The organism is Collinsella aerofaciens, from assembly GCF_041537385.1.
Classification (GTDB): Bacteria; Actinomycetota; Coriobacteriia; order Coriobacteriales; family Coriobacteriaceae; genus Collinsella; species Collinsella aerofaciens_BV.
This window is the reverse complement of record NZ_JBGORS010000007.1, coordinates 27,887-49,288: the sequence shown is the minus strand read 5'-3', so window position 1 is coordinate 49,288 and position 21,402 is coordinate 27,887. Positions and strand designations below refer to the sequence as shown.

General features: G+C 59.9%; 19 protein-coding genes. 11 read left to right on the top strand and 8 right to left on the bottom strand.

The features are described 5' to 3' along the window. Positions 1-61 precede the first annotated feature (61 nt). The 7 genes from ACEG18_RS08355 to ACEG18_RS08325 all read left to right on the top strand — a co-directional run bounded on the left by ACEG18_RS08355 (position 62) and on the right by ACEG18_RS08325 (position 5,751). Positions 62-1,282, top strand: a complete 1,221-nt coding sequence (locus tag ACEG18_RS08355; protein ID WP_372542290.1) for a peptidylprolyl isomerase — start codon at positions 62-64, stop codon at positions 1,280-1,282. A gap of 54 nt (positions 1,283-1,336) precedes the next feature. Beyond that, the gene (locus ACEG18_RS08350; protein WP_006235801.1) at positions 1,337-1,780 is read left to right on the top strand and encodes a GatB/YqeY domain-containing protein; all 444 of its coding nucleotides are present in this window, start codon (positions 1,337-1,339) and stop codon (positions 1,778-1,780) included. 271 nt (positions 1,781-2,051) lie between these two features. Then, positions 2,052-2,783 (top strand): amino acid ABC transporter ATP-binding protein, encoded by a 732-nt coding sequence (locus ACEG18_RS08345; RefSeq protein ID WP_055251548.1) that lies wholly within the window; start codon positions 2,052-2,054, stop codon positions 2,781-2,783. Between the two features lie 8 nt (positions 2,784-2,791). Beyond that, positions 2,792-3,667, top strand: a complete 876-nt coding sequence (locus ACEG18_RS08340) for a transporter substrate-binding domain-containing protein (protein ID WP_118258803.1) — start codon at positions 2,792-2,794, stop codon at positions 3,665-3,667. A 25-nt stretch (positions 3,668-3,692) separates the two neighbouring features. After that, positions 3,693-4,439, top strand: a complete 747-nt coding sequence (locus ACEG18_RS08335) for an amino acid ABC transporter permease (RefSeq protein WP_035136546.1) — start codon at positions 3,693-3,695, stop codon at positions 4,437-4,439. Between the two features lie 3 nt (positions 4,440-4,442). Beyond that, a complete protein-coding gene (locus ACEG18_RS08330) occupies positions 4,443-5,081 on the top strand; it encodes an amino acid ABC transporter permease (RefSeq protein ID WP_215692908.1) in 639 nt (212 codons plus the stop codon). Between the two features lie 46 nt (positions 5,082-5,127). Continuing rightward, positions 5,128-5,751, top strand: coding sequence for a cytidylate kinase-like family protein (locus tag ACEG18_RS08325; protein WP_055251542.1), 624 nt, complete (start codon positions 5,128-5,130; stop codon positions 5,749-5,751). A gap of 51 nt (positions 5,752-5,802) precedes the next feature. Here the strand turns inward: ACEG18_RS08325 and ACEG18_RS08320 are convergent, their stop codons facing one another. After that, a complete protein-coding gene (locus ACEG18_RS08320) occupies positions 5,803-6,579 on the bottom strand; it encodes a helix-turn-helix transcriptional regulator (RefSeq protein WP_372542287.1) in 777 nt (258 codons plus the stop codon). Positions 6,580-6,796: 217 nt separating this feature from the next. On the opposite strand from ACEG18_RS08320, the gene ACEG18_RS08315 reads away from it, so the two are divergent. After that, a complete protein-coding gene (locus ACEG18_RS08315) occupies positions 6,797-8,359 on the top strand; it encodes an LPXTG cell wall anchor domain-containing protein (protein WP_372542285.1) in 1,563 nt (520 codons plus the stop codon). A gap of 326 nt (positions 8,360-8,685) precedes the next feature. On the opposite strand, the gene gltA is transcribed toward ACEG18_RS08315, so the two are convergent. The 6 genes from gltA to glmU form a co-directional block, all read right to left on the bottom strand. After that, positions 8,686-10,095, bottom strand: coding sequence for an NADPH-dependent glutamate synthase (gene gltA, locus ACEG18_RS08310; RefSeq protein WP_089572633.1), 1,410 nt, complete (start codon positions 10,093-10,095; stop codon positions 8,686-8,688). Continuing rightward, positions 10,086-10,925: a sulfide/dihydroorotate dehydrogenase-like FAD/NAD-binding protein gene (locus tag ACEG18_RS08305; protein ID WP_006235793.1), complete on the bottom strand. Its 840-nt coding sequence runs from the start codon at positions 10,923-10,925 to the stop codon at positions 10,086-10,088. Before ACEG18_RS08305 ends, gltA begins: the two co-directional genes overlap by 10 nt. Before the next feature lie 374 nt (positions 10,926-11,299). Next, entirely contained in the window at positions 11,300-11,929 is a 630-nt protein-coding gene (gene pth, locus ACEG18_RS08300) for an aminoacyl-tRNA hydrolase (protein WP_372542282.1), read from the bottom strand. 351 nt (positions 11,930-12,280) lie between these two features. After that, positions 12,281-13,297 (bottom strand): putative endonuclease domain-containing protein, encoded by a 1,017-nt coding sequence (locus ACEG18_RS08295; RefSeq protein ID WP_372542281.1) that lies wholly within the window; start codon positions 13,295-13,297, stop codon positions 12,281-12,283. A 562-nt stretch (positions 13,298-13,859) separates the two neighbouring features. After that, complete coding sequence (locus tag ACEG18_RS08290; RefSeq protein WP_089573682.1) at positions 13,860-14,846, bottom strand: ribose-phosphate diphosphokinase; 987 nt, start codon at positions 14,844-14,846, stop codon at positions 13,860-13,862. Positions 14,847-15,038: 192 nt separating this feature from the next. Then, positions 15,039-16,451 (bottom strand): bifunctional UDP-N-acetylglucosamine diphosphorylase/glucosamine-1-phosphate N-acetyltransferase GlmU, encoded by a 1,413-nt coding sequence (gene glmU / locus ACEG18_RS08285; RefSeq protein WP_372542279.1) that lies wholly within the window; start codon positions 16,449-16,451, stop codon positions 15,039-15,041. A 199-nt stretch (positions 16,452-16,650) separates the two neighbouring features. On the opposite strand from glmU, the gene ACEG18_RS08280 reads away from it, so the two are divergent. Further along, a complete protein-coding gene (locus tag ACEG18_RS08280; RefSeq protein ID WP_372542277.1) occupies positions 16,651-17,538 on the top strand; it encodes an energy-coupling factor transporter transmembrane component T in 888 nt (295 codons plus the stop codon). Beyond that, a complete protein-coding gene (locus ACEG18_RS08275) occupies positions 17,538-19,181 on the top strand; it encodes an ABC transporter ATP-binding protein (RefSeq protein WP_372542276.1) in 1,644 nt (547 codons plus the stop codon). Before ACEG18_RS08280 ends, ACEG18_RS08275 begins: the two co-directional genes overlap by 1 nt. Before the next feature lie 25 nt (positions 19,182-19,206). On the opposite strand, the gene ACEG18_RS08270 is transcribed toward ACEG18_RS08275, so the two are convergent. Beyond that, positions 19,207-19,989, bottom strand: coding sequence for a helix-turn-helix transcriptional regulator (locus ACEG18_RS08270; protein ID WP_372542274.1), 783 nt, complete (start codon positions 19,987-19,989; stop codon positions 19,207-19,209). 201 nt (positions 19,990-20,190) lie between these two features. Here ACEG18_RS08270 and ACEG18_RS08265 point away from each other — a divergent pair, with 201 nt between their 5' ends. After that, positions 20,191-21,402: an MFS transporter gene (locus tag ACEG18_RS08265; protein WP_372542272.1), complete on the top strand. Its 1,212-nt coding sequence runs from the start codon at positions 20,191-20,193 to the stop codon at positions 21,400-21,402.

The following is a 21,402-nucleotide window of genomic DNA, read 5'->3' as shown; positions in this document are numbered from 1 at the left end:
TCGCGGGGTCCGCGTTGTGACACAATGGCGTTTGTTCGATTCGTTATGCGAAAGGCCAACTATGGCAAATAAGAAAAAGAACCCCGCACCCGAGCCGACGCCCGAGCAGCAGGCTCGCGCCGCCTCCAGCTCTCGCAAGAAGCAGCGCAAGACCCGCGTGTCCAAGACCGTCAAGATCGTCCTGGTGGTCATCGGCGTGCTGGCGATGCTACTTTCCGTCTCGGCCATGGCGTGCTCCGGCCTTATGTCGCAGGCCGAGGACACCTCGGGCTACAAGCTCACTGGTGGCGTGGCTGCCACCATCAATGGCACCAACCTCACCGAGGATACCGTGACCAAGCAGATCATGAGCATGCGCACGTCCTACGGCTACACCAAGGACAAGGACTGGGCGCAGTATCTGGTCGACAACGACCTCACGCCCAAGAAGTATCGCAAGCAACTCATCGACTCCTACACGCAGCAGATTCTGCTTCAACAGGCACAGAAAGAGAACGGCGTGACGGTGTCGGACGAGGAGGTCGAGAAGGCTTGGAAGGACGCGTGCAAGAGCGCGGGCGGTGCCAAGGCCTTTAAGAAGACCCTCAAGACCTACGGCTATACCGAGGATACCTACAAGGATTCGCTCAAGGAGAGTCTGGCGCAGCAGAAACTCAAGGATGCCGTCGCGCCCACGAGCAAGCCCAAGGACAGCGAGATTGTCGATTACATCAACGAAAACCTGTCCAGCTACAACGACGCCCGCCGCTCGTCGAACATCCTGATCAAGGTTGATTCCGACGCTTCCGATGAGGACAAGGCTGCCGCCAAGGCCAAGGCGCAGGAGTGCCTGGACAAGATCAACTCCGGTGAGCTGAGCTTTGAGGACGCCGTTGAGCAGTACTCCGAGGACACCGGTTCCAAGGAGAAGAAGGGCGATGTGGGCTGGGATAAGCTCACCACCTTCGTCGACAGCTACCAGACGGCGCTCGAGGGGCTCAACAAGGGCGACGTGAGCGAAGTCGTCGAGTCGACCTATGGCTACCACATCATCAAGTGCACCGACTACTTCCATGTCGATAATCAGGTTGATGACATCAACCAGGTGCCCAAGGCCATCAAAAAGTACGTTTCCAATGTGGTGAAGACGCAGGCGGCCAGCACCGCGTACAGCGAGTGGCTAGAGCAGTACAAGAAGGATGCCGACATTACCGTCAACCCCATGCCCAAGGACGTACCCTATAACGTGAGTCTGAAGGGCGTTACCAAGAGTTCGACCGACGATTCGTCGACGACTGAGTAATCATGGGGCGGTGCTCGCGCGAGTGCCGCCCACGCTATTAGAGAGGATTTGCAGATGACCAACGAAGAGCTGCAGAAGGAAATGATCGCGGCCATGAAGGCCAAGGACAAGGTTCGCCTGTCCATCATTCGCCAGGTTAAGGCCGAGGTGAAGAATATCGAGGTCAATGAGCGCCGCGATGTGACCGAGGAAGACGTCAACAGCATGATCAAGCGTCTGATCAAGCAGACGAGCGAGACGCTGGAGATGTCCATCAAGGCCGGCACCGACCAGGAGCGTACCGACAACCTGACCGAGCAGGTCAAGATTCTGGAGAGCCTGCTGCCTGCGCAGGTTTCGGGCGAGGAGCTCGAGGCTCTGATCGAGCAGGTCATCGCCGAGCTGGGCGCCACGTCCAAGAAGCAGATGGGCCAGGTTATGGGTGCACTCGGCAAGGCCACCGGCGGCAACTTCGACAAACCGGCCGCGGCAAAGATCGTTGGTGCAAAGCTCGCGTAGGGGCCGATCGACACATAGCTGATAGTGAGGGGCGCTGACCACGAGGTCGCGCCCCTTTTTTGATGGCAGCTGAAGGGCACTCATTGGGGACAGACTTAAATGAGTGCCCACTTCCCGGGTACTCATTTAAGTCTGTCCCCAATGAGTGCCCGAGTGCCCAATGAGTGGGCGGAAGGTTGCGGGTTCTTTACGGGAATGTAGTGTGGGCTGCGGAAACGTGGTTCTTTCCGTACAATAGTTCAACTCGTGTAAACGCAGGGAAGGGACATTCATGGCAGACATGATCGAGATCAAGCATCTCAACAAGTACTTTGGCGACCTGCATGTGCTCAAAGATATCAACCTCACCGTCAAGCGCGGCGAGAAGCTCGTAATGATCGGGCCTTCCGGTTCGGGTAAGTCGACGCTCATCCGTTGCGTCGACTATCTTGAGGAGCCCACGTCGGGCGAGGTCATCATCGACGGTACGCCGCTCACCAAAAAGAATCACCTGGAGATGGCCCGCAAGTATAGCTCCATGGTGTTTCAGCAGTTCAACCTGTATCCCAACATGACGGTGCTCGGCAACCTGACGCTCGCGCCCATCAAGCTACAAAAGAAGAGCAAGGAGGAGGCGACCGAGATCGCCATCGCCGCGCTCAAGCGCGTTGGCATGGCGCATAAGGCCGGCGAGTATCCGCAGAACCTTTCGGGCGGTCAGCAGCAGCGCATCGCCATCGCCCGTGCCCTGTGCACCAAGCAGCCCATCATCCTGTTTGACGAACCGACCTCGGCGCTCGACCCCGAGATGGTCCAGGAGGTTCTGGACGTCATGATCGAGCTTGCGCAGGAGGACATCACCATGATCTGCGTGACGCACGAGATGGGCTTTGCGCGCCAGGTGGCCGACCGCGTCATATTTATGGAGGACGGCCGCATCCTGGAGGAGGGCACGCCCGAGCACTTCTTCGATAACCCCGAGAACCCGCGCTGCCGTGAGTTCCTGTCCAAGATTCTGCACTAGGTGCGGTGATGGACATGACGGATATGACGAGGGCGGCCGTGTCGCGCCGTCACTTTTTGCAGCTGGCGGGCGCCGGTATGCTTGCGCTGACGGGGACCGCGCTTGCCGGTTGCGGCAACTCCACCAGCGGCGAGGGCTCCGACAAGGGGTCTAAGCTTGCGGCCATCAAATCGCGTGGCCATCTGAATGCCGGCGTTAAGAAAGACGTTCCCGGCTACGGCTATTACGACACCGCCAAGGGTCGCTTTGAGGGCATGGAAGTCGATTTGTGCTATCAGATCGCCGCTGCCGTCTTTGGCGTGAGCTACAAGGAGGCCCGTGCCCAGGAGCTTGTCGAGTTTACCGACGTAACGCCCAAGACGCGCGGCCCGCTGATTGATAACGGCCAACTCGACGTGGTCGCGGCGACCTACACCATCACCGACGAGCGCAAGAAGAGCTGGGATTTCTCGACGCCGTACCGTACCGACTACGTGGGACTCATGGTCAAGAAGCGTTCGGGCTTTACCTCGATTGAGGACCTGGACGGCAAGGTCATTGGCGTGAGCCAGGGTGCTACCACGCAGGGCCTGATCGAGCAGATGATCAAGGACAACGGCTTTAGCTGCAAGCCCGAGTTTAGGGCCTTTAGCGGCTACCCCATCATCAAGAGTTCGCTCGACGCCGGCAATATCGACGTCTTTGCCATGGACCGCTCCACGCTGGCCGGTTACATGAACGAGACCGTTGAGCTGTTGCAGCCCGAGGTCAAGTTTGGCGAGCAGGGCTACGGCGTGGCGACCAAGAAGGGCTGCGACCTTTCGGCCGTGGTCGATCAGGTGATTTGCGATCGCCTGGCCGACGGCTGGCTCGACCAAGAGGTCAAGACCTGGGGTCTTGTATAGGCGCATCGTCCAAGGAAGGAATCAAATGCTCGAAGGATTATTTGACGCCGACCGTTGGTCGACGACATTTCAAAACATGGGGCCCTTCTGGGAGGGCTTTGGCGTGACGCTACAGGTGGTCGTTGCCGGTCTGCTGCTGTCGCTGGTGCTGGGCACGCTGCTGGGCGTGTTCTCTACCACTCGCTCGCGCGTGCTGCGCGCCATAAGCCGCGTGTACGTGGAGTTTTACCAGAACACCCCGTTGCCCGTGCAGGTGCTCTTTATGTACATGGCCGGTCCGCAGTTTTTGCAGGCCATAACCGGTGCCGACCAGCCGGTGCGCATCGCGCCGTTCGTGCTGGGCTTCTTGGGCGTGGGCCTGTATCACGCGGCCTACATTTCGGAGGTCATCCGCACTGGTATCGAGGCCGTTCCGCGCGGTCAGATGGAGGCGGCCCAGAGCCAGGGCTTCACCCGTGCGCAGGCATACTGGTACATCGTACTGCCCCAGACATTCAAGATCATTCTGCCGCCGCTGTGTAACCAGGCGCTCAACCTGGTCAAGAACACGTCGGTGCTGGCGCTTGTGGCCGGCGGCGACCTTATGTACCGTTCCGACAACTTTGTGAGTCTGTACGGTTACCTGCAGGGATACATCGTCTGCTGCCTTATGTACTTCATCATCTGCTTTCCGCTCGCCATGCTGGTGCAGTGGCTCGAGCGCCGCTCCAAGGAGCGTCCGCGCGGCGTGAGCCTGGCCGAGCTGGGGCTCGACAACGTAGAGGAGGCCTAGCGCATGGAAATCTTCAACGCGACCAACCTGCTCTACATTTGGGGCGGCTTTGTTAAGACGATCGAGATCTCGGCGCTGTCGATCTTTTTCTCGCTCATCTTTGGCACGGTGCTGGCGCTCGTTAAGAGCTATGCGCCCCGCCCGTTCCGTATTTTGGTGAGCGCCTATATCGAGCTGTTCCGCTGCACGCCAAACCTGCTGTGGATCCTTTTTATCTACTTTACGGTGCAGGGTTTGGATATTGTGATTTCGACCATCGCCTTTACGCTGTTTACCAGCGCCGTTATGGCCGAGATTGTGCGCGGCGGCCTCAACTCGATTCCGCGCGGCCAGTTTGAGGCAGCGCAGAGCCAGGGCTTTGGCTTCTTTGCCACCATGCGCTACATCATTCTGCCGCAGACGTTTAAGACGATCATTCCGGCGCTGTTTAGCCAGTGCACGACTGTCATCAAGGACAGCTCGTATCTTTCGGGCATTAACGTGGCCGAGCTCATGTACACGGCCAACGTCGTGATGGCCCACGCGATCGACCTGTCGCAGGTGCTTATGCTCTACGGCCTGGTGTTTGCGATGTACTTTGTGCTCAACTTTGGTATCTCGCTGCTGGTGCGAGCCTACCAGCGCCGCGTCGTGGCTGCATAATGTGACAAAGGGACAGTCCCTTTGCCACACAGAGAAAGGAATCGCGATGAGCGATCTGGAGAATAAGAAGAATCCTGTGGTCATTACCATTGCGCGCGATTTTGGTGCCGAGGGTCACGAGATTGGCCGCATGCTTGCCGACGAGTTGGGGATTCCGCTGTACGATAACGAGCTGCTGGTACGTGCGTCGCTGCGCGCGGGCGAGTCGCTCGACAAGATGGCCGCCTACGACGAGCGTCTGGCCGTGGAGAACATGGCGTTCCTGCCCGACCGCTACGATGCGCGCTCGTACTCGGACAAGTTGTTCCAAAAGATGAGCCAGGTGATTTTGGACCTGGGCGAGACTGAGAGCTGCATTATCGAAGGCCGTCTGTCCGATTACCTGCTGCGTAACAACCCCAACCACATTGCCGTGTTGGTGACCGCACCCTTTGAGGACCGCGTCGAGATTGTGCGCAAGAAGCGCGGCCTCAACAAAAAGAAGGGCGCCAAGCTGGTCAAGCAGCAGCAGAAGGCGCGAGAGGCATTTTACAAGCGCTACAGTGCCGGCAAGTGGAAAATGACGAGCGGTAAAGACATCGTCGTCAACCGCGCCAAGCTGGGTCGCGAGGGCTGCAAAGACGTTATCGCCGCTGCCTACCGCTACAAAGTGGCCCAGCTCGAAGGCTAGCCGATCAAAACCACCACAAAGGGGACAGGTACCTTTGTGGTGGTTTTTGTTTTAGGCCGAGGGGAAGGCTTTGGTGAGACCGGCGCGCGTTTGCGTGTCGATCTTTTGGTAGATAGAGCTCAGGTGGCGCTGTACCATGCGCATCGAGATGCCGAGTTCCTCGGCGACCTGCTTGAGCGGGCGTTCGTCCTGGGTTACTGCCATGAGCACGTCGACTTCGCGCGGAGTGAGAGCGTGGTTGGCGATGAAAGCTCGGCGCTGCTCCTTGATGCTCGGTGCCGCCAGTGCCTCCTCGGCTCGTTGCTGGTGTTCGCGCTCCTGCTTGGTTTGGGGCAGGCGGAATAGGCCCGCGGCAACGAACGCAACGCTGGCCGCTACGAGCAGCATGAGCGCACCGATCATGATGAGGGCGACGTTGCCAGAGGTCACAAGCGCAAGCGAGACGCCCGACGTGGTGAACGCGCACGCGTTATTGGCCGCACGGCCCATGCCGGCCCAGAGGGCGGGCGCGTGCATGCGCGGTGCCAGCTGTGTAAACGTGGCGGTAAAGAACGTGACGAAAAAGTCCGAGCTCAGGTAAAAGACAACAAGGCCAAGGTTGGGATCTGCCCCGGCCTCGACGGCCAGGATGGAACTGGTCGAGAGCACGGCGATGCCGAGCATGACAAGTCTCATGTAGCGACGCTCGGCAAGATCAAAGACGATGCCGGCGGCAAGGTCGCTTGCCGCCAAAAAGAGGCGCGGCCAGGTTTGCACGGCAACGGTGCCGTGGGCGTTGGAGAGTGTGACCACGTTGTCGAGGGCCGAGAACAAGCAGGCAAGAATCACGACGAGCGCGATGCTCCAGCATGCCTGTTTGGCGAGGGCATGAGAGGGCTCAACAAAGGGATTGATGGCAGGCCTTTCGGGGGGGCGCGCTTGGCAATCGCATGCTCGTTGCCTTTTGCGCTGGCAGGTGCGCCACATGAGAATTTGTGCCCCGGGATCCGGATATCTTCCCGTAACATGGTGTTACAGAAGCACCCCTTACGACAAGGAGGCTCATATGCGAAAGCAAATCCATGACAACCCAATCGACCACGGCTGCTCGTGCGCGCTCTCCCACGGAACGTGGCGACGTGTGGGCGCCAAGCTTGCCTGCGCGGGGGCTTGCGCGCTCATGGTCGGTCAGCTGCTGCTACCCAGCGTGGCGCTCGCCGCCAAATGGGTCAACGTCGGCGGCACGCAGTACAACAAGGGCGCCGGCGACGAGGCCGGAACGTGGTCCTGGGACGGCGCCGACGACATGAAGCTCAATGGCTACAACGGCGCCGGTATCAGCGCTCAGGGCAACCTCAATATCGGCGTGACGGGCACCAACACCGTAACGGCCGATTCCTTGCAGAGCGCTATCGAGGTCAAGGACGGCAACCTTGCCATCACGGGGGAGGGAACCCTCAACGCGACGGCCGAACCACAGAAGAGCAGGAGCGCTGTTAAGGTCGAGTGCGGTAGCCTCGCCATCTCGGGCGACGTGACTCTCAACGCGACGGCCGGGACCGATACGATAGCGGTTTCGGGGGACGGTAAGGCCGGCGGCGACGTGGACATCCGCGGTGCCAACGTTAACGTGACGGCAACGAACAAAGTGCCTCATACCATCGGCATTCATACGCGGGCAGGCAACATAACCATTAATGAGGGTGCCGACGTCCACGTCGAGGCGGAGGCGAATGGGGGGCTCAATGCCGTTGCAGTCTATGCCGAAAACATCTCCTCCGAGCATGGAGGCTGCATCGCGGTGGATAACGCAAAATTAGATGCGGCGGCGCGTAATGCAAACATGTTGTCGGTCGCCCTGTATTCGTCCGGGGGTAAGGATACATATTTGAGTATTACCAACGGGGCGGATGTTACGCTCGTGGCGAGTGATAGTGTCGAGGTTTTGGATGGTGTTTGGATGCGCGCGCAGGACGGCGTGTCGCGGGTGCTCGTCGAGAATTCGAGCCTTACAGTTCGATGCGGTGACGGAACTGGCCACAGTCGTAAACATGGCTACGGAATATATTCCCAGTCCGGCTCCCAGTCCGCCATCCCTCGAATTGACATCATTAATTCAAATGTTGAGGTGTCGGGTAATGCAGCGGCAATCTACGCTGTCAATCAAGGTGATGCAGCCCCTTGTCTCTCAATTGATGGCGGATCGGTAGTTACGACTCCCGCCGGCGGCACTGTGCGAGAAACTACGGGAAACGGACTCGTCATCGGTGCTGCCGGGTCGTCCACTATCCAGGATGTTAGGACCTCCGACGAGGTTGCCCGCAGCGTGGTAATCAGCTCCGGAGATGCGGTCGAGCCTGAGCCCACGCCGCAGCCTGAGCCTACCCCGGCTCCCACGCCGCAGCCAGGCGGCGGAAGTGAGACTGGCACGCCGTCCGTGACGCTGACTCAGGCGAGTTCCACGACTGCTGCCTCCAAGCCGGCCGCGAAGGCCACTGCTGCCCAGAAGTCCGTGGGCACTCTGGCCGCCACGGGCGACAACGCCGCGACGGCGGCAGCGGCCCTTGGCATCGCCGGCGCAACCGTTGCCGCTGCCGGCATCGCCGCAACCAAGCGCCGCAAGCGCTAGGCTTTTGGTGGCAGCGCCCATTCTCGGCTTTTACAAAATCTCGATCTGTAACACCAAACCTGATAGTTGGGCTCTAGGTGTTACAGATTGAGACGAACTGTTCAGCCGCTAACCTAACGTCTCGATCTGTAACACGTGGCGAGGAATTTGGTCTCTAACTGTTACAGATTGAGACAAACGTCGGAATTGGTTCGCCGGCCAAGTCCCCGACCACCACAAAGGTGCCTGTCCCCTTTGTGGTGATGGGTTGGCCGGTATAGAAAAAGTCCCCGCCGGGCGTGTGCTCGACGGGGACTTTGCCGTTTGGTGGCTAGTGCTGTAGGTGATTACTCGCCCAACAGGCTCTTGGTGATGGAAGCGGCGGCCTTCTTGCCGGCGCCCATCGCCAGAATGACCGTAGCGGCACCGGTGACGATGTCGCCGCCGGCCCAGATGCGGGGATCGGTGGTCTGGCCGGTCTCCTCGTCGGCGACGATGTAGCCCCACTTGTTGAGCTCCATCTTGCCGCCGATCTTGGCAGCGAAGGGGTTGGCGTTGGTGCCGATAGCCGAAATAGCGACGTCGCAGGGGATCTCCTCGATGGCGCCCTCGATGGGCACCGGGCGACGACGGCCGGACTCGTCGGGCTCACCGAGCTCCATCTTCTGGACCTTGACGGCGCACACGGAGCCGTCCTCGCCAGCGACAAACTCGAGCGGGGAGACGAGCGGCAGAACCTCGACGCCCTCGGCCTTGGCGTGGTGCAGCTCGGCACGACGGCAGGGCATCTCGTCCTCGGTACGGCGGTAGGCGATGATGGCGTGCTCGGCGCCCAGACGCTTGGCGGTACGGACGGCGTCCATAGCCACGTTGCCGCCACCAAAGACAACGACGTTCTTGCCGTGCTTGGTGGGGGTGTCGTACTCGGGGAACTTGTTGGCCTTCATCAGGTTCACGCGGGTGAGGTACTCGTTAGCGAAGAAGACGTTGGGCAGGTTCTCGCCGGGGACGTTGAGGAACTTGGGCAGGCCAGCGCCGGTCGCCACGTAGATGGCGTCGAAGCCCTGCTCGAACAGCTCCTCGGCCGTGGCCATGTTGCCCACGACGGAGTTGTACTCAAACTTGACGCCCATGTCCTCCAGGCCGTCGATCTCGCGCTTGACGACTGCTTTGGGCAGACGGAACTCGGGGATGCCGTAGACCAGCACGCCGCCGCCGGTGAAGAATGCCTCGAAGACGGTGACGTCAAAGCCGTTGCGGGCGAGCTCGCCGGCGCAGGTGATGCCGGACGGGCCGGAGCCGACGACGGCGACCTTCTTGCCGTTCTTGGGGGCCATCTTGGGCGTGGAGGCGAGCTCGGGGCGGTCACCCAGGAAGCGCTCGAGCTGGCCGATGGCTACGGGCTCGGACTTCTTACCGCGGATGCACTTGCCCTCGCACTGGTTCTCCTGCGGGCAGACGCGGCCGCAGATAGCGGGAAGCATGGAGTCCTCGCGGATGGTATCGAGGGCGCCGCCGAAGTCCTTCGCGCGGATCTGCTCGATAAAGCGGGGGATGTTGATGTTGACGGGGCAGCCCTCAACACAGAACGGCTTCTTGCAGTTGAGGCAGCGCTCGGCCTCGGCCAGCGCCATCTCCTCGGTGAAGCCCTTGTCGACGGGGCGGAAGTCGCAGGCGCGCTCGGCAGCCGGCTCCTCGTTATCGGGGGTGCGGGGCGACTTCATATCGGCAACGAAACGACCGTTAACTAGTGGCATGCGCAGCTCTTTTCCTCATAGGCCTTGAGGGACTCGCCCTCTTCGGAACGGTAAGCGGCCTGGCGGGCACGAAGGTCATCCCAGTCGACCAGGGTGGCATCGAAGTCGGGGCCGTCGACGCAAGCGAACTTGGTCACGCCGCCCACCTCGACGCGGCAGCAGCCGCACATGCCGGTGCCGTCAACCATGATGGGGTTGAGCGACGCGGTGATGGGGGTGTCGTACTTCTGGGCGGTGAGGGTCGAGAACTTCATCATCGGAACGGGGCCGACGCAGAAGACCTGGCTCACGGCCTTGTCCTGCAGCAGACGCTCCAGCGGAGCGGTGACAACGCCCTGCTCGCCGTAGGAGCCGTCATCGGTGGTGATATGGATGTGGTCCTCGTCGAGGAGCTCGCGGAACTGGTCCTCCATGAGCAGGAGGTCCTTGGTGCGGGCGCCCATGATGGCGTGAACCTCGTGGCCGGTCTCGACCAGGTGCTTGGCGACCGGGAAGGCAATTGCCAGGCCGACGCCGCCGCCAATGACGGCGCAGGGGCCCTCGGCCATCTCGGTGGGAACGCCCAGCGGGCCCACGACGTCGCGCAGCGACTCGCCGGCCTCGTAGGTGGAAAGCATCTCAGTGGTCTTGCCGATCACCATGAAGATGAACTCGACCCAGCCCTCGTCACCGTTCCAGCCGGCCAGGGTAAACGGGACGCGCTCGCCCGTCTCGTTGGCGCGAACCATGAGGAACTGTCCAGCGTGCGCATGCTTGGCGATTGCAGGCGCCTCGATGCGGAACTTGAACACCTTCTCCGAGAACTGCGTCTTCTCCAGGATCTTATACATAGAACCCCTCTCTTGTTAGGGCTGCCGAACCGTGCCTCCACGGAAATGGACGGTAGCCCGAGTAAAACCGTACGCGCACAGGCGTTGTGCAGACATACGGTGCAAATTATACCCTCATGGACATGCTGTTTACGTGTGTCTTCGGCGGTTGGGAAAAGGGTTTATCCACTTCGACCTACCAAATAGGGATAGGTTTATTTTGGTCGGTTTTATCAGGCAAAACGGCAAAGGGGGCCGGCCTCGCGCTTCGTTGAGGCCGGCCCCCTTTGGGGCGCTATGTGTGTATGGCAGTGCGGGGTTTATTGCGATGCGGCCACCGTGGCGTTTCCGCAGATAAAACCTGCCAAAATAAACCTGTCCCTAAACGGTAGGTTTTAGTGCTTGCCGTTGGCGGAGGCGGCACCGTTGACGTGGTCGCGGGCATAGATCACGCCGTGCACGATTGCCAGGCCGGCGGCGTCGGCGGCGCGGGCGCAGGTGTCCTGGAAGTCCTCGGCCTCGCGGGCGCGCAGCCGCTTGAGCACGTAGTCTGCCACGGGCATTTTGCCGGGAGGGTTGCCGATGCCGGTGCGGATACGGCTAAAGTCGCGGCTGCCCATCTTGTCGATGATGGAGCGCAGGCCGTTGTGGCCGGCGTGGCCACCGCCCACCTTGACGCGCACGTCGCCGGCGGGAATGTCGAGCTCGTCGTGAATCACGAGTAGCTCCTCGGCCTTGATCTTGTACTCGCGGCAGAGCTTGGAGATGGGGCCACCCGAGGTATTCATATACGACTGCGGCTTGACCAGCACGATCTGGCGCTTGCCACCCTCTTCCTCGGCATCGTTGATATTGATGAGCGCGACCTTGGCGCCGGCCTGGTTTTTCCAGTACGTGACGCCGGCCTGACGGGCCAGCTCGTCGATTGCCTTAAAGCCGGCGTTGTGGCGGGTCTCGGCATATTCTTCGCCCGGGTTGCCAAGTCCGGCAACCATGCGAATCTTAAGCGGCTGTGCAGCTGCCATGTTCATCCTTTCGTTGATTTGTCGCCTGCTATGGTGAGCGACCCTGTTGCCGCTGTCAAATGGAGGGTAATTGAGGGCGTTTGGGCGCGTTTGGACGGCCGTCGAAATTAGAGGTGGACAGTTAGTTCAGATACGTATAAGTTCTGAAGACTCGAATCACTCAATTCAATGCCGATACGTTGTTTTGGAACTTTAGTTAGTCCATATGACGCTGTTTTGAAGTCTGCCCCGCTTTCAAATAGGGCGAATGGTATAGAGATAGCTGTAAAACAGCCTAATTCAATGTGTCTATTTATACGTATTTGAACTAACTGTCCAGCCCTGTTCGACGGCGCACGGGTGATTCGCCGTTTAGACCGGCGCAAGGCCGATTCCGGCCCGCAGAGCGTTGAGCCAAGCGGCCTGACGCTTGCGATAGCCCTTGATGCGATATCGGAATCGGACTCCTGCGAGTCGATGCATCGTTTGGGCGAAGGCTTCGAGTGCAACAAGGTCTTTCATTTGGTCGCGATTGATAACCAGGACGTGGATGCCCATTGCCTTGAGGCCATTATTTCGATTGCCATCGTGGATGCGAGCGTTTTGAAGCTCATGCCCAATTCCGTTGTATTCGTTGTCGACTCCGGCTGCCGGGCAATACAGGTCGCAGATGGCGTAAGGGATGCCGGAGGACATGTTGACCGCAAGAGTGTCGAAGTCGATTCGATAGTTGAGTAGCAGGCCTCCCATGGGCAGGCTGCAACATCCGAATCCGCCAAAGCGCATGGACGCTCCGAGAACGGCAAACATTAGGGATTCGGCTGGGGATGCGGATCCAGCTCGGGCGAGTTTGACTGCCGTGCGAAACGAGGCGTATGAGCTACTTTTGGCGAACCGTGCGACCGCCTCGAGCTCTTCGATGGTCGTGGCGGGCTCGCATTTGTAGTGCGCTTGTTCATAGCGGGTTTCGTTCTGCTGCTCGGTCGCCGACTGGTCGTCCCGGCAATCGAGGTCGTCCATCGCTTCGTAGACATCGCCCTTGGGCCAGATGTCGTCATAAGCAATGGGGTATGTTGCCCCGGGAGGAAGGGAGTAGGTTCCGAGCAGTTCCATGAGAAGCATCAAGGTTTTGGCGACTGATTCATTTTTGGAACAAAGCATGGCTGTCATGGCAGGAGACGTTGCGTAGATGTCGGCCTCGATGTGCATAATTGCACCTTCAGGAAGCGAAGCGGAGAGAATATGCTGAAGAAGTCGCTTGTCGGGGCGTCGGTTGCCTTCGTTTGAAACGAGAAGATCGAGCAGCTCGGAATCATCTTCATTCCAGGCGTCGAGTATCGAAAGTGCGCCAAAGTCTATCGCGTCATTATTGGGAATGCAGCTAGCCAAGGCCTGTGCTTGCTGTTCACTATCAATGGAGTTCCAGGGTAGGGCAGAGTACGCCCGTCGTGCGCGACGAATTGCGCGGAGGGCGGAGAAATGTGAAATCACGGTCGTCATAGCTATAACGTACTAAGTTGGCGGCAGAATGCGACCGCCATACCGTTCTTTTCGCTCAGCGGGGTGCTGGGCGCCATGAACGGCCGGGTGTTAGGAAATCGGTGGAATCGGTTGAGGGGATTGCAGGAAATTGAGCTCTGCCGCGAAGGTTGACGATAGTTACTGGATAGTTAGTTCAGATACGTATAAGGCGGCGGGCGTTCGAGGCGTTTCTAAGGGCCTTCGATGACGATTTGAGGGTAAATATGCGGCGGTTGTACTCGAAAACGATGAGCTTTGGGCGGCATGACATCCGCTGGGGAGCTCAGAAGGCTTCGAACGGCCCTTCGGAGCTTTAAAAAATACGTATCTGAACTAATTGTCCAGGGAAGGTTGGCGAGGGATAGAAAAAGGGTCGGAAGCGAGCTTCCGACCCTTTAAAAGCATCAAAGATGATGCGATGCGCGGCAGGCTACAGCGCGAAGTCGCCGCCGACGAGCGTGGAGACGGGCTCCTCGTGGTAAACGGCGGAGATGGCCTGAGCGAACTCCTCGGCGACCGAGATAGTCTTGATCTTGCCGCCGACCTCGACGGGGATGGCGTCGGTGACGACGCACTCGACGATGGGGGCATCGTTCAGGCGCTCGATGGCCGGACCGGAGAAGATGCCGTGGGTGGCGCAGACGTAGATGTCGCCGGCGCCCATAGCCTTGAGCTCCTTGACGTTGGCGCACAGGGTGCCAGCGGTGTCGATCATGTCGTCGTTGATGATGCAGGTCTTGCCCTTGATGTCACCGATGATGCCCATGACCTCGGCGGCGTTGTGGCGCGGACGGCCCTTGTGGGCGATGGCCAGGTCGCAGCCGAGCATGTCGGACAGCTTCTTGGCGGCCTTGGCGCGACCCACGTCGGGGGAGACGACAACCAGGTTGTCGGTGTCGAAGTGCATGTCGTTGTAGTACTGGCCAAACAGCGGCAGTGCGGACAGGTGGTTAACCGGGATATCGAAGAAGCCCTGGATCTGGCCCTGGTGCAGGTCGAGGGTGATGATGCGGTTGACGCCGGCGCGCTCGAGCAGGTTGGCGACGAGGCGGGCGGTGATGGGCTCGCGCGGGCCGGCCTTGCGGTCCTGGCGGGCATAGCCGTAGTGGGTGATAACGGCGGTGATGGAGCGGGCGGATGCGCGCTTGGCAGCGTCGGTGGCGATGAGCAGCTCCATGAGCATGTCGTTGACGTTGCCGCCGGCCACGGACTGAATCAGGAAGACGTCGGCGCCGCGGACGGTCTCGTCGTAGCGGGCGTAAATCTCACCATTGGCGAACTGCTTTAGCGTAAGGCCCGAAAGCTCGACCCCAAGGTACTCAGCAATCTTCTGAGCGAGGGGACGGTTGGAGGAACCGGAATACACGCGGATGGACTTGCGCATATTCTCCGACTTCTCGGGATCATTAATCGGCATTACCCTTCTCCTTTATACATCGAATGCCATATAGATGCCTTGTTGCATTGTAACCGCGCGGCGGGGCTTATCGAGTCTTGATAACGTCTTTACCGTCAACGGACACGAACCGACCACTCATCCGGTCGCGCAGGTCACGATAGAAAAAGGAGCCGCCCCCATGGAGCAGCTCCTTTTGTGCTTGGTAAAACGTTATACCTCGTCGTCCTCGTGCAGGCGGCGGCGGTAATCGGCGGCCCAGCCCTCAATATTTACCTGACGGGCGCGGCCCAGACCAAGTGCGTCGGCCGGGACCGGCTCGGTGATGACGGAGCCGGCGGCCACGAGCGCACCGTCGCCAATCTGGGCGGGCGCGACCATCATGGTGTCGGAGCCAATGAAGGCGTCCTTGCCGATGACGGTCTTGTGCTTGTGCACGCCGTCGTAGTTGCAGGTGATAGAGCCCGCGCCCACGTTGACGCCGGAGCCCATGGTGGTGTCGCCGATGTAGGACAGGTGCGGCACCTTGGAGCCCTCGCCGATCGTGGACTTCTTGATCTCCACGTGCGTGCCGGCCTTGGAGCCGTCGAGCATGTGGGTGCCCGGGCGCAGGTAGGCGCGCGGGCCGCAGTCGACGCCGTTCTCGATGACGGCCTCGATGGCGATGGTCTCATCGATGGTGCAGCCGCTGCCGACGGTGGTGTCGGTGAGACGGCTGTTGGGGCCGAGCTGGCACTCCTCGCCCACGGTGACGTGGCCGATCAGGTGCGTCTGCGGCCACACGACGGTATCGCGGCCGATAACGGCATCGGGGCCGATCCAGGCCTGCGTGGGGTCGATGAACGTGACGCCCTCGGCCATCCAGTGCTCGTTGATGCGGTCGCGCGCGATGGCGGTGAGCTGTGCGAGCTGGATGCGGCTGTTGACGCCCAGGCCGTCGCGGTAGTCGTCGCAGTGGAAGATGGAGACAGCCTGGCCGTGGCCTTTGAGGATCTCGAGCATGTCGGGCAGGTAGTACTCGGATTGCGCGTTGTCGTTGCCGATCTCGTTAATGTGGGCGGCGAGTTGCGCGCCGTCAAAGGCGTAGCAGCCGGCGTTGCACTCCAGCAGTGTGGCGGCCTGCTCGGGCGTGCAGTCCTTCTGCTCGATGATGCGCTCGATCTGACCATCGGCGCCCAGCTTGATGCGGCCGTAGCCGAAAGGATTGGGCGGGGTCATGGTCATGACGGTGCAGGCGAGCTCGCCGGTGGCGACGGTTTGCGCGAACTTGGCGACGGTGTCGGCGGTGATGAGCGGCAGGTCGCCGTTGAGCACCACGACGGGGCCTTGCGTGATGCCACAGGCCTCGAGCGCGACCTTCACGGCGTGACCGGTGCCCAGACGCTCGGTCTGCTCGACGCACTCGACCTTGGTGGCGCTGTTGGCGTAGGCGCCGTCGATGAGGGCGCGCATCTCGTCGGCGTGGCTGCCGATGACAACCACGACGCGGCTGCAGCCGGCCTTGATGGTAGCGTCGACGATCCACTGGACCATGGGCTTACCCAGGATCTTGTGCGAAACCTTGCAGTGGTTCGACTTCATGCGGGTGCCCTCGCCGGCAGCGAGGATAATTGCGGTTGCGTCCATGTGATCTCCTGTTACGTTATAGAGACGTGTGTTTGGAAACGATACACGGCGCAATATGATACCGCAGGCATATGACGAGCGCGTAGCGATTGGTTTGCGGCGGTTGGGGCTTGCGCCGCCGGCGTGGCGTTTGCACTGCTTGCGTGCGGCGTTGGCGGTGCTGCGGAGCTGTCGTTTGAGCGAGGGGACGGGGGTGCCCGTGGACAACATACGAGAGGAGTTTGGCGGCGAGCCCGTCGCGGCGTTCTCGATGTCGCATCCGGCTGTGCCGGCACTCTATATAGTGCTGACGCTGGGGCTCACTATGTTCTCGATGCAGCCGGTGCTGATTGCGCTGTCACTTGCGGGCGGGCTGGCGTATGGATTTGCGACGCGTGGGGCTGCCCGCACGCTGGGCGCACTCCGCTGGCAGCTGCCGGTGATTTTGATCGTTGCGGTGCTCAATCCGCTGTTTAGCGCCTCGGGCTCGACGGAGCTGTTCCGTATTGGCATGCGCGCGGTGTATCTGGAGAGCATGGTATACGGCCTGTGCATGGGCGGGCTGTTTGTGGCGAGCGTGTTGTGGTTTGAGGCCGCGGCATCGATGCTCGAATACGATAAGGTGCTCGCGCTGCTGGGCAATGCCGCACCGGTGATTGCGCTCATGATCTCGATGTGCATGAGGCTTATCCCGCAGTTTTTGCGCCGCGGTCGTACGGTGATGGCGGTGCAGGATGCGATTGATGTGCCGGGCCGCGCGCCGGCCGACCCCGTGCGTTCGCGCTTGCGGGCATCGAGTGTGTTGATGGGCTGGGGCATGGAAGATTCGCTGGAGCGCGCGGACGCGATGCGCTCGCGCGGGTGGGGTGCCGCGACGCGTCGTACGACGTATGCGAGGTATCGACTGGGGCGCAGCGACATTGCCGCGCTGGTTGGGCTTGCGTTGTTTGGCGTGGCCACGGCGGCAGTGGCGTGGACCGCGACGACGCAGTATTCGTTTTATCCGCAGCTCTCGGTGCCGTCGCCGTGGCCAGGCTATGTCGTGTACGCTGCCTGGATGGTGCTGCCTTGTGCGTTGCATGCGATTGATGAGAAGAGGTTTGGCTGATGGCTCGGTTTGATAGGAGCTCGGCGGCGGGTGTGGCATATGGCTCGGCCGCGCCGGCGATTGAGGTGCGAGGCCTTAGTTTTGCCTATCCCGGGGCCGAGGCACCGGTGCTCGAGGGACTTGATTGGCGTGTTTCCCAAGGTGCGTTTGCGCTGCTTGTTGGCGGTACCGGGTCGGGCAAATCGACGCTGCTGTCGCTGCTCAAGCCCGAGATCGCTCCGGCGGGCGAGCGCACTGGCGAACTGCGCGTGCTGGGTGAGAACGTTGCCGATATGGACGTCCGGGCGTCCGCGGAGCGCGTGGGCTACGTGTTTCAGGATCCCGAGAACCAGATCGTGTGCGAAACCGTGTGGCACGAGATGGCGTTTGGCCTAGAGAATCTGGGTGTGTCGCGCGACGAGATGCGCCGTCGCGTAGCTGAGACCAGCTATTTCTTTGGGCTGGAAGATTGGCTTCACCGCGATACTGACACGCTTTCGGGTGGTCGCAAACAGTTGCTGTCGTTGGCGGCCGTTCTGACGCTACGCCCACGCGTGCTGCTGCTCGACGAGCCCACGTCTCAGCTCGATCCCGTTGCCGAGAAGAATTTTCTGCACGCGCTGTTTCGCGTGAATCGCGAGCTGGGCTGCACGGTTGTTGTGGCGACGCATCAGCCGCGGCCGATGCTCGAGTATGCGACGTGTGCGTACCGGATTGAGGGCGGCCGCGTGCGCGAGGTGGCGGATATGGCTTCTTTGGGACGCCGAGAATCGCTGTTTTCCGATGACATGTTGGGGTGGGGTGCCATCCGATGTGCAAAAACAGGAGTATTCAGCAGGCGTGAGGACAGTTTGGGCTCTCTGGAGTCGCCCGTGGACGTATCGAGCGCGAAAAAAAGTTCGGAATTGGACAAATCGTCCGAATTTGTGGCGCAAACGTCGCTCAAGAACGGCTCGGAAGCCTTCCCGCGCACGGATGGAAGCAGAATACTCCAAAAAATGCACGCTGGGTCGGCTACCACCCTGGCAGGGAGCTGGTTTCGCTACGATCGCGCGGGCGGTTGGGTGCTGCGCGGGCTCGATGCGTCGTTTTCGGCTGGCGCGGTGCATGCGGTTGTTGGCGGTAACGGCTGCGGCAAGTCGACAATGCTTTCGGTGCTGGCGAAGACCGCCAAGCTGCAGCGCGGCCGCATGATGCGCGGAGCGGCCTCGGCGGCGCTGCTGCCTCAGAATCCCAAAGCATTGCTGGTTGCCGAGACGGTTCGCGATGAGCTGATGGAATGGGCCTCGACCTGCGGATATGACGAGAACTTGGCGCGGGAGCGTGCGGCGCAACTGGGATTGGACGGCCTGGAGACGCGTCACCCCTACGACCTCTCGGGCGGACAGCGCCAGCTGCTCGCGCTGGCAAAGCTGCTGCTGATTGGCCCCGAGCTGCTGCTGCTTGACGAGCCCACGAAGGGCTTGGACCTGGAGAGCCGCCGCATCATCGCCCGCGCCCTGCGCGACCATGCGCGGGCTGGCGGCACCGTCATCATGGCAACGCACGACCTGGATTTTGCCGAGCAGGTAGCCGACGACATCGCCATGATGTTTGACGGCGAGATTGCCTGTATGGAGCCGCCCGCCGACTTTTTTGCCGACAACGTGTTTTATGGGCCGTGATGGGGTTCGTGGGGCGAGATCGGGCTTACTGTTTGAGCGCCGTGTACTGCTGAAGGAGCGCCATAAGCCCAACACGGCTATTGACCCGCGTTTTTCGAAAGATGTTCTCCAGATGCTTTTTAACGGTGCCAGTGCTGATGGAGAGCTCTTCGGCGATGGCCGCGTTGTCCATGCCCGATAACACGCAACGACACACATCGATTTCGCGCGCTGAGACATCGTAGTCGTGAGCAAATACGATTTCAGACGAACTGCGGTCGGCGCGTACACGCCATTTTGATAGTCGGTTCGTGAGGTGCGGTTCGATGAGCTCAAGGATTTGAACTTCACGATCGCTAAAGTCGCCCTCTTCTTTCTTGCGATTAAGATTGAGCGATCCCAAAAAGCCCTCGTCATTAAAGAAACTGACGTTGACGACGTGGCGGCCGCCAAGATAATCCTTCATATAACTGCTGTCTATATCGCCAGGGCTGAGCTGATCGGACTCGCGCAGCACCGTCGAGCGCGTAAGATTGCGGTGGGCGACGATCATGTCCTGCTGCCAGTACTTTTCGGTGTAGAGCTCGAGCATCCCAGCGGGGACATCGATGCCAAGAGGGTCAAGAAAGACGCGCGTTTTCCATTCTTGCGGGGTGGATACGAGATCCCTGGAAAGGTCGCTCAGGAAAAATGCAGCCGACTCGTAGGGGATGAGAAAACGCAGCTTTTTGAGGACGGTCGAGCGAAACTCGCGGTCGCTGTCGATGGAATTAATCGAAAGCACGAGATCGTTTAAGCAGAGCCATTCAGAATCGGACAAAAAGCTCAAGATGACCTCCGATGAGATTGCGTAGTGGTTTAGCTGGCATTTTAGTTAATTTGCGTAGAGATACTACTCCTTTTTTCGAATGATGATAAGCCGTTAGCCGAATGGTTTCGGTGAGGGGCCAATCGCAAAATATGAATACCTAAGAGCCAGGGCCCGGTTCTCCAAGCTGTTCGATTATTCCGACTTATTAAAGGGGCCATCATGGAAGAGAAGCTTCCTTCATGGCGTTGGGCGATTGTTTCGGTCGTTTGCCTGCTGTGCTTTATGGCTAACTACATGCAGTATCAGGTCTCGGCGCTTGCCGTCGAGGTCATGCCTATGCTCAATATCGATACCGTCGGCTTTTCGATGCTGTTTCTCGTTCCTATGCTTACTGCCGTTTTCTTTTCGATTCCGTTGGGCGCCCTTGGCGATCGCATCGGTTCTAAGAAAGTTGTTACGGCTTGCACTGCAATTTCAGTCGCCGGTGGCTTTCTCCGCTGCTTTACGCTCGATTCGTTCACTATGCAAATGGCATCGATGTTTCTAATTGGCACGGGCATCTCTGCGCTCAACGCTAACCTCATCAAGGTGCTCGGCATCTGGTTCCGTGAGCAGACTGGTTTCGCCATGGGCTTGTTCTACGCGGCTTCGTGCGTTGCAATCGTTGTCGCTCAGATCTGTGCCGGCTTGTTTGGCAGCGTCTTTAACTCCTATATGGTCGCTGCTGTCGTTATGACCATCTCCTGGGTTCTTTGGATCGTGCTTGACCGAGATGTGCCCGAGGGGCAATCGCTCCCCGAGCCCGAGCCCGTGCTCGACTACCTTAAGGTTGCTATCAAGAGTCCTGGCGTGTGGCTAATCTCCATCGGCGTCGGTTTTGGACTTGCCTCTACCACTGCCTATGCCGGTTTCCTGCCTCAGGCGCTTCAGCTTGGCAAGGGCATAGACGTCGCCACTGCTGGTTTCATGGCCGCAATTGTTACCGTTGGCAGCTTTTTCGGCTGCATCGTGGGGCCTGCGTTCTGCGATAAGCTTGGCAAGTTCAAGGGTTTCCTCATCGTCACCACTCTCATCGGTGCCATATCGATGTTCGTGACGTGGTACACCCCGGTCGGTTTCCTTCTGTGGGCGATTTTGGTCATCAATGGCTTCTTTACCGCCATCAACGGCCCGATCATGCAGTCCATGCCTGTTCTCCTTCCCGAGATTGGTGATAAGTATGCTGGTTCAGCTGGCGGTATCGTGGGCACCATCTCCCTGCTCATGAGTTATTTCCTGCCCATCGGTATCTCTGCCGTTGCTGGTGCCGACTACACTGTGAACATGGGTCTCGAGAGCCTCTGCTTCCTGCTTTCCGTGGTTCCGGTTTTCTTCCTGCCCGAGCTCGGTCGCAAGGCCATGCAGGCCGCCGTCGCTAAGGACAGTGAGTAG